The following is a 13,743-nucleotide window of genomic DNA, read 5'->3' as shown; positions in this document are numbered from 1 at the left end:
GTATTGCCGGTTCGACCGCGAAGAAGCTGTTCATGAGCCACCCGCCGCTGGAAGAGCGTATTGCCGCGCTGCGGGCGTCGACCGCGGCGTAAGCTCCGGCTTCCGATGGAGATGCAGGAACGCCTGGCCTCGCGCCGGGCGTTTTTGTTTGCGGGGAGGCATTGCTGGCGCCGGGCCATGCCCGGCGGGCTCTTTTCCGCGCCTGCGGAGAGGTGTCACTTTCTTTGCTCGTGCACCGCGCTGCAGGAGCAGCGCGGAACGGCGCAGCCGGCCCGCAGGGTGGCGCACAGGGACGTGCGCCATCAAGAAAGTAACCAAAGAAACACGCCGCCGGCCGCGAGCCGTCGTGCTTCGCACGTCGGTTCCCTGTGCTCCTCGGTCCGTCGAGGGACGGTGCGGGAACTCGCTGCGCTCAGACACCCGCACCTCTCCGCCCTCGCCGGACCTGCGGTGCTCGGCTCGCTTGAAGGCGGACTGGAAGGTCAAGATCAACGGCAAAAGCATCCACGCATGGCGTGGATCTACTGGTGCAGCTGTGGCATTTGATCTTGAGTCCGCCTTGAGCGAGCCGAGCATCGCAGGGGAATCAGGGGCGAAGAGGCGCCGGTGTCTGAGCGCAGCGAGTTCGGCGCCGTCCCCTGATTCGCCGAGAAGCGCAGGGTACCGGCGCGTAGCGACGGCTCGTGGCTGGCGGAGCGTTTCTTTGGTTACTTTCTTTGCGCGCAAAGAAAGTGACAACCCTCCGCGGTCGCGGAAACGAATCTCCGGGCGCACAAACGAAAACGGCACCTTCGCAGGTGCCGTCTCCATGAACCGCTTTACGCGGAAATTCAGAACTTCGCGTCGAACTCGGCAGCGTAGCCGGTATTGACCAGCACCTTCTGCAGCGACTCGGCCACCTTCAGGTTGCCGGCCACGATCTGCTGGGTGTCCGGGCCGCGGTTGTCCATGCGTGCCGGGGTCGCGCCCTTGAAGTCGCAGACCTTGCCACCGGCTTCGCGCACCAGCAGCACGCCGGCGGCGATGTCCCAGGCCTTCACGCCGGCCTCGAAGTAGGCATCGGCGCGGCCACAGGCCACGTAGGCCAGGTCCAGCGCGGCCGAACCCGAGCGGCGGATGTCCTCGGCGTGCACCAGCAGGGCGTCCACCGACTTCAGCTGCGCACTGGCGCGTGCACGCTCGCGCGGGGCAAAACCGGTGTGGATCATGGTGCCTTCCAGATCCTTGCGGTCGGCAACGCGGATGCGGCGGTCGTTGAGTACGGCGCCGGCGCCGCGGCTGGCAGTGAACAGCTCGTTGCGCAGCGGGTCGAAGATCACCGCGTCGGTCGGCTCGCCGTTCTCGACCAGGGCGATCGACACGCAGTAGTGCGGTACGCCGCGCAGGTAGTTGCTGGTGCCGTCCAGCGGGTCGATGACCCACATGTGGCGACGCTCGCTCTGCACGCCACCTTCTTCACCGAAGATGCCGTACTCGGGGTAAGCGCGCTTGAGTTCCTTGACGATCACCTTTTCCGCGTCCGCATCGACTTCGCTGGCGTAGTCCATGCGGCCCTTCTGGACTACATTCAGTGCCTCGAGCTTGTTGATGTTGCGCAAGAGGACGTTGCCGGCGAGGCGGGCGGCCTTGACCATGACGGTTACGGCGGGTTTCTGCATGGCATGGGCTCCCGGAAGGGCAGAAGAGAAGGGCTGGCGGGGGAAAAGAGCGGGTCCGGCGCAGTGGCCGGCCGCACAGTTTACCATTGGTCTTCGTCCAGCTCGACATTTTCCCTGTTCATGTCCCAGTTTCCTGCCGCCACCCGCCTCCGATTCGTCCTGGTCGGGACCCAACACCCCGGCAACATGGGCGCCGCCGCCCGTGCCCTGAAGACCATGGGCCTGGCCCGCCTGGTGCTGGTAGCACCGGAGAAGCCGCTTGATGAAGAGGCCTTCCGGCGCTCGGCCGGTGCCGAGGACGTGCTCGGCGACGCACCCGTGGTGGTCACCCTCGCCGAAGCCGTGGCCGACTGCCGGTTCGTACTGGGGTGCACCGCACGTGCGCGCCGGGTCCAGCTGGAGGAGTTCCTGCCGGCCGATGCCGCCGCCCGCGCAGTGGCCAAGGCCGGCGAAGGCGCCGAGGTGGCGCTGGTGTTCGGCCGTGAGCGTACCGGTCTGACCAACGAGGAACTGCAGCTGTGCCATGCCGCAGTGCACATTCCGTCCGATCCTGAGTTCAGCTCGCTCAACCTGGCCGCCGCGGTGCAGGTGCTGGCCTATGAAGTGCGCATGCAGCTGCTGGGTGCACAGCCCGTGGCCGCGACCGGGCCGGACAGCCGCGAGCAGGCTGCCAGCCACGATCAGATGGAGAGCTTCTTCGCCCAGCTCGGCGAGACGCTGGACGAGATCGATTTCCACAAGGGGCGCGCGCCCGAGTCGGCGATGCGCAAGCTGCGCCGTCTGTTCCTGCGCAACGAGCCAAGCGAGCAGGAAGTGCGCCTGCTGCGCGGCATCCTGGCCGATACCCAGCGCATGGCGCGCCTGGCCCAGAAGAACGGCAAGGACAGCTGACGACGGCCCCGTTTTTTCGGGTAGTCTGTCCGGATACCCTTGGGGGATGATGCTTGTGTCGGGTCTGCGTAGGGCAATGCAGGGGGAACTGCTGAGCCTGGCCTTGGCCCTGCTGGCCGGGACGGCGCGTGCTGCGCCGGGTCGGCGATGGGGGCGTTGGGCAGCGGAGAGGGGCGACTCGCGATGACGCAGGATCATGCGCTCGGCAGTGTGGACCGTGCGGTTGCCGGACCGGCGCCGCCGGCGTTCGGCCGCGCGTCCGGCGTGCTGCCGAGTGTCGTCTGTTATCGGCGGGTGCAGAGTGCGTTTGAGAGAGTGTTGGGGGCTTCCGGTTTCCGCCGCGTCGATGCGCATGCGCAGCCGTGGCTGGATGGATTGAAACAAGGGTCGACGCGCGTGCGGATGGAAGTGGAATGAAGTTGCTCGGCTCGGGAATGCAGGCCCGGTTCCTGCTTGCGATGGGCGGGGCGATGCTGGTGGTGGTGGCGATCCTGGCCGTGCTGCTGGGACGGCAGGCGGCGATGCAGGGCGAAGTGAGGTCGCTCAGCAACGGCGTCATCCACGAACTGTTCGACCGCAGCGTGCGCAGCCGTGGCGAGGCCATGGTGCGCGAGCTGTCCGAAGCGCTTGCCGGCCCTCTCCACAACAACGATCTGGACCAGGTCGGGGCGCTGGTGCGCAGCATTTCGCGGCAGTCGGTGGTGCGCTATGTACTGGTGTTCGACAACCGCGGGCGGCTGGTTCACGACGGCTCGGCCGGGGTGCCCGGATCCGGACGGCCGATGACCGATCCGCTGGCGGCCGGGGCGGTTGCCGCGCAGTCGCTGGTGGTGCAGCAATCGCCCACGGTGCTCGACAACGCGATGCCGATCAGGATGGGCAATCAGCGCATCGGTGGTGTCCGCGTCGGCATGGCGCTGGATGAAGTGCTGCAGCGTGAGCAGGCGGCCAACGCGACCCTCGATGAGCGGCTGCAGCAGATGGGAAGCCGGCATCTGGGCTGGCTGCTGCTGATGCTGGGCCTGCTGGTGGTGATCGGCGTGGTGGTGATCCTGTACGTGCAGCGCACGCTGGTGGCGCCGATCCGCGACCTGGCCGTGGCTGCCCGGCGCATCGAAGCCGGCGACTACCAGGCGCCGCTGCGGGAAAACACCCGCGACGACGAGGTGGGTGAACTGGTGCGGGGGTTTGCCCGCATGCGTGATGCGATTGCCCGCCACGACCGCGAAGTGCGGCGCATGGCCTACACCGACGCGTTGACCGGCCTCACCAACCGGTTGGCGTTCCGCGAGGCGCTGGACCACCGGTTGATGGCCGCACGTGCGTCCAATCATCGGTTGGGCCTGCTGTTCGCCGATATCGATGATTTCAAGCGGGTCAACGACACGCTGGGCCATGAGGCCGGCGACGAAGCGCTGCTGCAGTTCGCCCAGCGCATCGGCCGTGCAGTGACCGAGGCCGGCGGCGACGACGCCCTGCTGGCGCGGTTCGGCGGCGACGAATTCGTGATCCTGGTCGGGGATGGCGATGTCGCGGCCAATGCGCGGTTGCTGGCCGAGGTGCTGGTACGCGAGCTGGGCAAGCCGCTGGTGGTGCAGGGCAGGGAACTGTTCCTGGGCACCTCGATCGGTGTGACCCTGTTCCCCGACGATGCTGCAGATGCGACGACGCTGCTGAAGAACGGCGACATCGCGATGTACCAGGCGAAGATGGCCGGCAAGAACTGCTATCGCTACTACAGCCGGGCCATGGATCACGCTGTCGAACGACGCGTGCACATGGAGCAGGAGCTGCGCGGTGCCTGGGAGCGCGGCGAGCTGCGGCTGGCCTACCAGCCGATCTTCCGCATGCGCGACCGCCGCATGGTCGGTGTGGAAGTGCTGCTGCGCTGGCAGCACCCGACGCTGGGCACGATCCCGCCCTCGGTGTTCATCGAGGTGGCCGAGCAGAGTGGCCTGATCGAGATCATTGGCCCGAAGGTGCTGCGTGCCGCCTGCATGGAAGCCGTGCAGTGGCCCAGCGGCGTGGCCGGCGACGAGCTGTTCGTCTCGGTCAATGTGTCGCCACGGCAGTTGCGCGGCGGTGAGCTGCCGGCGTTGGTCGCGCAGTGCCTGCAGGAGTCGGGTCTACCGGCCTCGCGCCTGCACCTGGAGCTGACCGAGACGGCGGTGATCGGCGATGAGATGCTGGCCGCGCAGCTGCTGGACCGCCTGCATCGGGCAGGGGTGAAGGTGTGGCTGGACGACTTCGGTACCGGCTTCTCCGGTCTCAGCCACCTGCGGCAGGTGCCGGTGGACGGGGTCAAGATCGACAAGAGCTTCGTCGCCGACATGCAGCGCGACCCGGACGATCTGGCCCTGACTACGGCGATCATCGCCATGGCCCACGCACTGGGCATCACGGTGGTGGCCGAGGGTATCGAGCAGGAGGCGCAGTTCGAGCTGCTGGCCCAGCGTGGCTGCGATCTGGGCCAGGGCTATCGGTTGAGCCACCCGGTCACTGCCACCGAAGTGGTGCGGATGATCGAATCGGGCGCATGAGAGTAGATCCACGCCATGCGTGGATGGGCTTTCCTGGCAGAAACATCCACGCATGGCGTGGATCTACTGTTACACCGGGCGCTTGCTCGGATCGCCGGGCAGTTCGCGGACCAGCTTGGGTACCAGATAGCCGGACAGCCGGGCAGTGAGGCCGGCAATCAGGGCCTTGGCCTGAACGTCGTCCACTTCGAAGTGGGCCACGCCCTCGACCCGATCCAACTGGTGCAGGTAATAGGGCAGCACGCCGGCGGCGAAGCTGCGCTCGCTCAGGTCCTGCAGCGCCTGCACGCTGTCGTTGACCCCGCGCAGCAGCACCGCCTGGTTCAGCAGCTGGGCGCCGACGCCGCGCAGGCGGGCCATCGCGGTATCGACGCTGGCGTCGAATTCATTGGCGTGGTTGGCGTGGACCACGATCGCCAGCGGCCAGGGCAGGCTGCCCAGCCAGGCCAGCAGCTCGTCATCGACGCGCTCGGGCAGCACGATCGGCAGGCGGGTATGGATGCGCAGCCGGCGGATATGGGCGATGCCGCGCAGTGCATCGGTCAGCTCGGCCAGCTTGTGGGTGGCCAGCGACAACGGGTCGCCGCCGGACAGGATCACCTCATCGATGTCCGGGTCTGCGGCGATGGCGTCCACCGCCTCCTGCCATCCCCCCTTGGCGGCGTTTTCGGCGCCATAGTCGAAATGCCGGCGGAAACAGTAGCGGCAGTTGATCGCGCAGCTGCCGGTGGCCACCAGCAGGGCGCGGCCGCGGTACTTCTGGATGACCCCGGTGGCCTTCTTTGCTGCACCGTCGCCCACCGCATCGAAGCTGAACCCGGGGGCCGGGCGCATCTCGGCGTCGATCGGCAGCACCTGCCGCAGCAGCGGATCGTGGGCATCGCCACGGCGCATGCGCGCGACGAAACCCTCCGGCACGCGCAGCGCGAACTTGGCGATTGCCGCCTCCGATACACCCAGTGCCGCGGCATCCAGATCCAGCCGGGCCAGCAGCGTCTGCGGGTCGCGCAGGGCCTGCCGCCACAGCTGCTGCCAGCGCGCGGGCGCGCCTGGCGACTGGGTCCGGGGGAAGGCGGAAAGCTGCATGGAGAGGGGGCCTGCGGTTATCATGGACACATAAACAGTTGCCCGCCGGGGTTCCGGTGGGCTTTCCATTCTATCCGGCTCGCCGCACGCGCGGCGGTTTCGCCATTTGAGGAGCTTGAGCATGGCCACTGCGGGCATGAACGATGTCAAGAACGGGATGAAGATCCTGGTCAACAATGAACCGGCCGTCATCTCCGAGACCGAGTTCATCAAGCCGGGCAAGGGCCAGGCCTTCACCCGCGTGCGCTATCGCTTCATCAAGTCGGGCCGCACGGTCGAAATGACCATGAAGGCGACCGACGACGTGGAAGTGGCCGATGTGGTCGATACCAACATGGACTACATGTACAGCGACGGCGAGTACTGGCATTTCATGGACCCGGAGTCCTTCGAGCAGGTGCAGGCCGACAAGGCCGGCATGGGCGGCGCCGAGAAGTGGCTGAAGGGCGAGGAGTCCTGCATCGTGACCCTGTTCAATGGCTCGCCGATCTTCGTGCAGCCGCCGAACTTCGTCGAACTGAAGATCACCGAGACCGACCCGGGCGTCCGTGGTGATACCTCGGGCGGTGGCGGCAAGCCGGCCACCCTGGAAACCGGTGCCGTGGTGCGCGTGCCGCTGTTCGTCAACCAGGATGAAATCATCAAGGTCGATACCCGTTCGGGCGAGTATTCCTCGCGCGTCAAGTAATCCGGGTACGCGCCGGCGCATTCGCGCTGGCGCTCCCACGATCCGCCATGCGGATCGTGGGCCCCCGCTCACCAGCACCCACACCCCGCCGCTTCGCGGCCGCCCCTGACTCAGGGGCTTGCCTTCCAGAAGCTCAGCGGTAGCCGTTTGACCGGTGATCAGTCGCCAGGTCGGAGCCAAGGCTACGTACGGTCCTTCCCCCATAGCCAGTGAGCCCGCATGAGCGATAGCCCGCACCTCCCCGAAGCCTGCGATCTGCTGATCGAAGCCGGTTATGTCGTTCCGATCGAGCCGCATGCGGTGGTGCTGGAAGACCATGCCGTCGCCGTGCGTGGCAGCGAGATCGTGGCCATCCTGCCGCGTGCCGAAGCGCGTGCGCGTTTCCGCGCCACCCAGGTGGTCAGCCGCCCCGAGGCCGCGTTGATGCCGGGCCTGGTCAATGCCCATACGCACAACCCGATGACCCTGCTGCGCGGCGTCGCCGACGACCTGCCGCTGATGACCTGGCTGCAGCAGCACATCTGGCCGGTGGAAGCGGCGGTGATCGGTCCCGAATTCGTGGCTGATGGCACCACCCTTGCCATCGCCGAGATGCTGCGTGGCGGCACCACCTGCGCCAACGAGAATTATTTCTTCGGTGACGTGCAGGCCGCCGTCTACAAGAAGCACGGCTTCCGCGCGCTGGTCGGCGCGGTGATCATCGATTTTCCCACCGCCTGGGCCAAGACCGACGACGAGTACTTTGCCAAGGCCGGTGAGCTGCACGACCAGTGGCGCACCGATCCGCTGATCGGCACCGCGTTCGCCCCGCATGCGCCGTACACGGTCAACGATGCCAATTTCGAGCGCGTGCGGATGCTGTCCGACCAGCTGGACATGCAGGTGCATCTGCATACCCATGAAACCGCGCAGGAAATCACCGATTCGATCAAGCTGCACGGCCAGCGTCCGCTGGCGCGGCTGGATCGCCTCGGCCTGGTCAACGACCGCCTGATCGCGGTGCACATGACCCAGCTGACCGAGGCCGAGATCCACCTGTGCGCCGAGCGTGGCGTCAGCGTGGTGCATTGCCCGGAATCGAACCTGAAACTGGCCTCCGGTTTCTGCCCGGCCTGCGCCCTGCAGCGCGCCGGCGTGAACCTGGCCATCGGTACCGATGGCTGCGCCAGCAACAACGACCTGGACATGTTCAGCGAGAACCGCACCGCGGCGATCCTGGCAAAGGCCGTGGCCGACGATGCCACCGCGCTGGACGCGGCGACCACGTTGCGCGCGTCCACGCTGGGTGGCGCCCGCGCGCTGGGCTTCGGCGAGCGCATCGGCTCGATCGAGGTCGGCAAACAGGCCGACCTGGTCTGCGTCGACCTGTCTGCGCTGGAAACCCAGCCGCTGCACAACGTGCTGTCGCAGCTGGTGTACGCCACCGGCCGCCAGCAGGTCAGCGATGTCTGGATCGCCGGCAAGCCCAAGCTGGTGCAGCGTGAGCTGGTCGGCATGGACCTGCCGGGCATCATCGCCAACGCGCGCCAATGGCGCGAGCGCATCCGTCATATCCGCGCCTGAGCACAGGCGCCGCAAGGACAACCGTCATGACTGCCCCCCACGCTTCTTCCAATTTCGATCAGGCCGAGCTGGACAAGTTCGCTGCGCTGGCCAACCGCTGGTGGGACGCCGATGGCCCGCAGAAGCCGCTGCACGCGCTGAATCCGGTGCGCCTGCAGTACGTTGCCGACCGCGCGCCGCTACGTGGTGCGCGCGTGCTCGACATCGGTTGCGGTGGCGGCCTGCTGAGTGAAGCGCTGGCCCAGGCCGGTGCCGAGGTGACCGCCATCGACCTGGCGCCGGAGCTGGTCAAGGTCGCGCGCCTGCATGCACTGGAAAGTGGTGTCAGCGTCGACTACCGGGTACAGGCCGCCGAGGACCTGGCCGCCGAACAGCCGGGCAGCTTCGATGTGGTGACCTGCATGGAAATGCTCGAGCACGTGCCCGATCCGGGCGCGATCATCGAGGCCTGCAAGCGCCTGCTGAAGCCGGGTGGCCATCTGTTCCTGTCCACCATCAACCGCACGGCTGCAGCCTTTGCAGTGGCCATTGTCGGTGCCGAGTATGTGGCGCGGCTGCTGCCCAAGGGCACCCACCACTACCAGGAATTCATCAAGCCGGCCGAGCTGGCGCGCTGGCTGCGCGAGGCCGACCTGCAGCTGGCCGATGTCAGCGGCATGGCCTACGAACCGTGGCGCAACCGCGCCCGCCTGAGCAGCCGCACCGACATCAACTACCTGGCCCACGCGGTCAAGGCGCCGTGACCGCCGCAGCGTTCCCGCGTGCGGTGCTGTTCGACCTGGACGGCACGTTGCTCGACAGTGCGCCGGACTTCGTCGCGACGCTTGATGCAATGCTGGCCGAGCGCGGTCGCGCACCGATCGATCCGGCGCAGTTGCGGCCGGTGGTGTCCAAGGGTTCACGGGCGATGGTGTCGGCAGCGTTTCCAGAGCTGGAAGCGGCCGAGCGCGATGCACTGATTCCCGAGTTCCTGCAGCGCTACGAAGCCTCGATCGGCCAGCACGCCGTGTTGTTCGACGGGGTTGTCGGCATGCTCGATGCGCTGGACGCGGCCGGTACCGTGTGGGGCATCGTCACCAACAAGCCTGAGTACCTCGCGCGGCTGATCGTGCCGCAGTACGGCTGGCAGCAGCGCTGCGCGGTGCTGGTCGGCGGTGACACCCTGGCCGAGCGCAAGCCGCATCCGTTGCCGCTGCTGCACGCCGCGCAGGCCATCGGTATTGCAGCGGAAGACTGTGTGTATGTCGGCGACGATGAGCGCGACATCATCGCCGCGCGTGCCGCCGGCATGCCGTCGGTGGCGGCGCTGTGGGGCTACCGCCTGCACAGCGATGACCCGTTGGCCTGGCAGGCCGATGTGCTGGTCGAGCGCGCTGGATTTCTGCAACTGGCCAGTCTCTGGCCGACCCGGCCGGCGACCCCGGCCCAGCCGTAAGGAACAACGTAGTGAGCAGTACCGCGCTGGATAGTTTCCTCGACAAGTGGCGCAGCCGTTGGCCGGAATGGTCGGTGGCTGAGCCGTTCGTGGCCGAGCCGCAGCGCCCTGTCGCGCTGGCATGGTTCGCGCTGCTGCAGGAATTCGACGACATGCTCAACACCAGTGGCGACCCGCTGCCGGCGGACGCCAAGTTGGCATGGTGGGGGGAGGAACTGCGCAGCTGGGCCGCGCAGCGTTCGCGGCATCCGCTGGGACGCGTGCTGGAGCCGGTGCGGGCGCCGTGGGCGCAGCTGGCTGAGGCCCTGCCGGATCTGGTAGAGGCGCGCACCGTAGCCCTGGACGCTGCCGGTGCCGAGCGCGCGCTGGGCAACTATGCCGAAGCGGTGGCGGCGGTCGAGGCCGTGGTGTTTGCCGACACGCCGCGCAAGGGTGCGGGTCGTGCGGTGCTGCTGCAGACCCTGGCCCAGCGGCTGCAGGACGCTGGCGTGGCCGGCGTGCCGCGCAGCCTGCTGGACGAGGATGCCGGCAACGCAGCACAGCGTTGGGCGCAGCAGCTGCTGAAAGGGTGGGGCACGCGTGTGCCCGGTCCGCGCGCACGCCGCGTATGGTCAAGCCTGGCGCGTGCCCGTCTGGCGGCGCAGGCCGCCGGCAAGCCGGTCGAAGCGACCCCTGTGCGCACGTTGCTGCGTGTATGGTGGGCCGCGCGCGGCTGAACGACTGGCCGCTGCGCTCGCCGGGCATGGCCCGGCGCTACCAATTCATCGCACGGCCCATGCGCGATAAACGATCCGTCACGCGGTAGCGCCGGGCCATGCCCGGCGGCGAACCTGCGCGCGCTACTTCCGTTCCAGCACCAGCAGCGGGTCGATGCGGGTGTCGAACCAGTTCATGCCCCAGTGCAGATGCGGGCCGGTGGCACGGCCGGTGGCGCCGACGGCGGCAATCACCTGGCCCTGTTCGACACGATCACCGACCTTCACGTCGATGCGCGACAGGTGCAGGAAGTTCGAACTGACGCCGAAGCCGTGGTCGAGCAGCAGGGTGCCTCCGGTCAGGTACAGATCCGGGCCTGCGAAGGTGACGATACCGGCGGCCGGTGCTTTCACAGGGGTGCCGGTCGGCACCGCGATGTCCATGCCGGAGTGACCGGCACCGGGCTGGCCGTTGTAGACGCGCGCATTGCCGAAGCGGCCGCTGATGCGACCCTGCACCGGCCAGATGAAGGTCTGGGTGAAATCGGTGCGGTTGTCGTCGCGCGCACGCGCGGCAGTGACCTGCGCCTGTTCGCGCTTGATGCGTTCGGCGATGGCCGGCGGCGGATTGACCGTCTTCGGCGGCACGCCGTTGACCCGCTCGGTGGGCCAGTCGCGCGGGGTCACGGTGATGGTGGCCGTCTCGCTGCTGCCATCCGGTCGGCGGATCTGCACCTGCAGCGGGCCCTTCTCATCGCGACCGATGCCGAACACCACGCTGCCGTAGCTGCTCACGCGCAGATCGCGGCCTGCAAAGCGAACACTGCTGCCGGCGGGAACCTTGCCGATCACCAGCGCGCCCTGCGACGCGCTGGCCGGGAACACCACGCGGCTGTCGATCAGGTCGCCGATGCCGTCCTGCGCCTGTGCCGCCGGTGCGGAGAACAGGGGTGCTGCCAGCAGCAGCGCCCCGAACATGAGTGCCGAACGCATCAGCGGTCGTAGGTCATGCGCTGGCCGGCGGGTTCGCCCACCAGCGAGCTGCCGTCCCACACCAGCTGGCCGTTGACCCAGGTGGAGGCCACGCGCGAACGGAAGGTAGTGCCTTCGAACGGCGACCAGCCGCACTTGGACAGCACGTCCTCGCGCTTGACCGTGAACGGTACGTCTTCGACCAGCACCAGGTCGGCGAAGTAGCCTTCGCGCAGGAAGCCACGCTCTTCCACGTCGAACAGCTGGGCGGGAGCATGGGCGAATTTCTGCACCACCTGCTCGCGGGTCAGCTTGCCTTCGTGCACGCGTTCCAGCGCGGCGACCAGCGCGTACTGCACCAGAGGCAGGCCGGACGGCGCCTGCGCATAGGGCTTCTGCTTTTCTTCCCAGGTGTGCGGGGCGTGGTCGGTGGCCAGGACATCCAGCACGTCGTCAGCCAACGCGGCGGTGATCGCCTCGCGATCGGCCACGTCCTTGATAGCCGGATTGCACTTGATCAGGTTGCCCTTGGTGGCGTAGTCCGGGCGGGCGAAGTGCAGGAAGTGCACGCAGGTCTCGGCGGTGATCTGCTTGCGGCTGCCGTCGGCACGGATCAGTGGGCCCTTCTCGAACAGTGCCAGTTCGTCGGCGGTGGAGATGTGCAGCACGTGCAGGCGGGTGCCGTGCTTGCGCGCCAGCGACATGGCCAGCCGCGTCGACTTGATGCAGGCTTCGCGCGAACGGATGTCCGGGTGCATCTCCGGGGTCAGCGCGTCGCCGTACTTTTCCTGGAAGGCCTTCAGGTTGGCATCGATCATCGGCGTGTCTTCGCAGTGCGTGATGATCGGGGTCGGGCACTCGCGGAAGATCGCGTCCAGGGTTTCCGGGTTGTCGACCAGCATGTTGCCGGTGGACGCCCCCATGAACACCTTCACGCCCGGTGCCTTCTTCGGGTCGAGCGCACGGATGGCGTCCAGGTTGTCGTTGCTGGCGCCGTGGTAGAAGCCGTAGTTGGCCCAGGCACGGCCGCGCGCCAGCTCGTACTTGGCTTCAAGAATGGTCGAGTCGAGCGTCGGCGGGTTGGTGTTGGGCATGTCCATGAAGCTGGTCAGGCCACCGGCCACGGCCGCGGCCGACTCGCTGGCGATGTCGCCCTTGTGGGTCAGGCCTGGTTCGCGGAAGTGCACCTGGTCGTCGATCATCCCGGGCAGCAGCCAGCGCCCTGCCGCATCCACCACCTTTTCGCCATCACGCGGGGTCAACCCTTTGCCGATCTGCGCAATGCGGTCGTTCTCGATGCGCAGGTCGCCTTCGAAGGTGCGACCTTCGTTGACCAGGCGGGCGTTGGTGATGAGCGTGGAGGACATGTCAGTGTTTTCCTGTGCAACGGCAAGAAGGGGCGTCGGGAGATTCGGGCACTGGATCGAAGCCGCCGGGATGGAACGGATGGCAGCGGCCCAGCCGTCGCGCGGCCAGCCAGCTGCCGCGCAGCGGGCCGTGCCGGGAGATGGCGTCCATGGCGTATTCAGAGCAGCTCGGCACGAAACGGCAGCGAGGCCCGAGCAGGGGGCTGATGAAGCGCTTGTAGAAGCGCAGCAGGGCAATGAGCAGGCGCGAGATCACTCAGTCATCTTAAGCCAGTTGGCATGAAGGCCGCATTTGTGCAGGATGGGCCGTTGGTCGCATGTCGTAGATGGCCTGCGACCGCTATCGGCACCCCTCCAGGTGCCGGACAGGTTCCGTACCGCGCAATGCGGTCCGTGTTCGTCGGACCGCGCCTTGGACCCGTTGACTCCTGGACTGAATGGAGCGGGCCCCCGAGGTTGCTGCTGCGGGTCGGGTAGGCTATAAAGGCCCGCTTTCCCGGGCCCCGGGGAATCCAAGGAAGAGCGTTTCGTGGCTGCTAAAAAAACTGCAAAGAAGGCCGTCAAGGCCGCCAAGAAAACCGCCAAGCCTGTTGTGAAGAAGTTGGCGGCCAAGCCCGTTGCCAAGAAGCCGGCCAGCAAGCCGGTGACCAAGGCGGCATCCTCACAACCGGCGGCCAGGAAGGCCACCGCAAAGAAAGCGCCGGCCAAGTCCGGCAAGCCGGCAGTGGCGAAGAAACCCGCTGCGCCGGTCAAGGCCAAACCTGTCGCTGCCAGCAAGAAGGCACCGGCGGTGAAGAAGGTTGCCAGCAAGGCTGCGCCGGTGAAGAAGGCCGCTGCCAAGCCGGCAC

At 67.3% G+C, this 13,743-nt stretch carries 12 protein-coding genes and 3 pseudogenes; 9 read left to right on the top strand and 6 right to left on the bottom strand.

Annotated features, from left to right (window positions below; translation table 11 throughout):
* Nucleotides 1-92: pseudogene (locus tag DBR20_RS22850) on the top strand (protease HtpX); the annotation flags it as partial.
* A gap of 738 nt (nucleotides 93-830) precedes the next feature.
* Here the strand turns inward: DBR20_RS22850 and DBR20_RS08530 are convergent.
* Nucleotides 831-1,658 (bottom strand): inositol monophosphatase family protein, encoded by an 828-nt coding sequence (locus tag DBR20_RS08530; RefSeq protein WP_089236240.1) that lies wholly within the window; start codon nucleotides 1,656-1,658, stop codon nucleotides 831-833.
* Between the two features lie 120 nt (nucleotides 1,659-1,778).
* On the opposite strand from DBR20_RS08530, the gene DBR20_RS08525 reads away from it, so the two are divergent.
* The 3 genes and pseudogenes from DBR20_RS08525 (at nucleotide 1,779) to DBR20_RS08510 (ending at nucleotide 5,089) form a co-directional block, all read left to right on the top strand.
* Nucleotides 1,779-2,549 (top strand): RNA methyltransferase, encoded by a 771-nt coding sequence (locus tag DBR20_RS08525; protein ID WP_108265873.1) that lies wholly within the window; start codon nucleotides 1,779-1,781, stop codon nucleotides 2,547-2,549.
* A gap of 321 nt (nucleotides 2,550-2,870) precedes the next feature.
* A pseudogene (locus DBR20_RS23730) lies at nucleotides 2,871-2,966 on the top strand (metal-binding protein); the annotation flags it as partial.
* Nucleotides 2,963-5,089 carry an EAL domain-containing protein gene (locus tag DBR20_RS08510; RefSeq protein WP_108265872.1) on the top strand — a complete coding sequence of 709 codons (2,127 nt, stop codon included), beginning with the start codon at nucleotides 2,963-2,965 and terminating at the stop codon, nucleotides 5,087-5,089. The pseudogene DBR20_RS23730 and the gene DBR20_RS08510, both read left to right, overlap by 4 nt.
* Before the next feature lie 69 nt (nucleotides 5,090-5,158).
* Here DBR20_RS08510 and epmB read toward each other — a convergent pair whose 3' ends face one another.
* Nucleotides 5,159-6,199 carry an EF-P beta-lysylation protein EpmB gene (gene epmB / locus DBR20_RS08505; protein ID WP_108265871.1) on the bottom strand — a complete coding sequence of 347 codons (1,041 nt, stop codon included), beginning with the start codon at nucleotides 6,197-6,199 and terminating at the stop codon, nucleotides 5,159-5,161.
* A gap of 97 nt (nucleotides 6,200-6,296) precedes the next feature.
* Here epmB and efp point away from each other — a divergent pair, with 97 nt between their 5' ends.
* The 5 genes from efp (at nucleotide 6,297) to DBR20_RS08480 (ending at nucleotide 10,577) form a co-directional block, all read left to right on the top strand.
* Nucleotides 6,297-6,863, top strand: coding sequence for an elongation factor P (efp, locus tag DBR20_RS08500; RefSeq protein WP_089236235.1), 567 nt, complete (start codon nucleotides 6,297-6,299; stop codon nucleotides 6,861-6,863).
* A gap of 219 nt (nucleotides 6,864-7,082) precedes the next feature.
* Nucleotides 7,083-8,426, top strand: a complete 1,344-nt coding sequence (locus DBR20_RS08495; protein WP_089236234.1) for a TRZ/ATZ family hydrolase — start codon at nucleotides 7,083-7,085, stop codon at nucleotides 8,424-8,426.
* 26 nt (nucleotides 8,427-8,452) lie between these two features.
* Entirely contained in the window at nucleotides 8,453-9,169 is a 717-nt protein-coding gene (gene ubiG / locus DBR20_RS08490) for a bifunctional 2-polyprenyl-6-hydroxyphenol methylase/3-demethylubiquinol 3-O-methyltransferase UbiG (RefSeq protein WP_033831579.1), read from the top strand.
* Nucleotides 9,166-9,861 carry a phosphoglycolate phosphatase gene (locus DBR20_RS08485; protein WP_108265870.1) on the top strand — a complete coding sequence of 232 codons (696 nt, stop codon included), beginning with the start codon at nucleotides 9,166-9,168 and terminating at the stop codon, nucleotides 9,859-9,861. Before ubiG ends, DBR20_RS08485 begins: the two co-directional genes overlap by 4 nt.
* 11 nt (nucleotides 9,862-9,872) lie before the next feature.
* On the top strand, nucleotides 9,873-10,577 hold the full coding sequence (locus tag DBR20_RS08480; protein WP_108265869.1) for a phytoene/squalene synthase family protein: 705 nt from the start codon (nucleotides 9,873-9,875) through the stop codon (nucleotides 10,575-10,577).
* A 123-nt stretch (nucleotides 10,578-10,700) separates the two neighbouring features.
* Here DBR20_RS08480 and DBR20_RS08475 read toward each other — a convergent pair whose 3' ends face one another.
* The 4 genes and pseudogenes from DBR20_RS08475 to DBR20_RS22840 all read right to left on the bottom strand — a co-directional run.
* Nucleotides 10,701-11,549, bottom strand: a complete 849-nt coding sequence (locus tag DBR20_RS08475) for a M23 family metallopeptidase (protein WP_181393049.1) — start codon at nucleotides 11,547-11,549, stop codon at nucleotides 10,701-10,703.
* Nucleotides 11,549-12,895 (bottom strand): dihydroorotase, encoded by a 1,347-nt coding sequence (locus DBR20_RS08470; RefSeq protein ID WP_108265868.1) that lies wholly within the window; start codon nucleotides 12,893-12,895, stop codon nucleotides 11,549-11,551. Before DBR20_RS08470 ends, DBR20_RS08475 begins: the two co-directional genes overlap by 1 nt.
* 1 nt (nucleotide 12,896) lies before the next feature.
* A complete protein-coding gene (gene yidD, locus DBR20_RS08465) occupies nucleotides 12,897-13,151 on the bottom strand; it encodes a membrane protein insertion efficiency factor YidD (RefSeq protein ID WP_100440597.1) in 255 nt (84 codons plus the stop codon).
* A gap of 218 nt (nucleotides 13,152-13,369) precedes the next feature.
* A pseudogene (locus tag DBR20_RS22840) lies at nucleotides 13,370-13,743 on the bottom strand (hypothetical protein); the annotation flags it as partial.

It is taken from the genome of Stenotrophomonas sp. HMWF023 (assembly GCF_003060985.1).
In the GTDB taxonomy this organism is placed as follows: Bacteria; Pseudomonadota; Gammaproteobacteria; order Xanthomonadales; family Xanthomonadaceae; genus Stenotrophomonas; species Stenotrophomonas lactitubi.
Note: the sequence above shows the minus strand (reverse complement) of the source record. Positions and strands in the feature narration are given on the sequence as shown.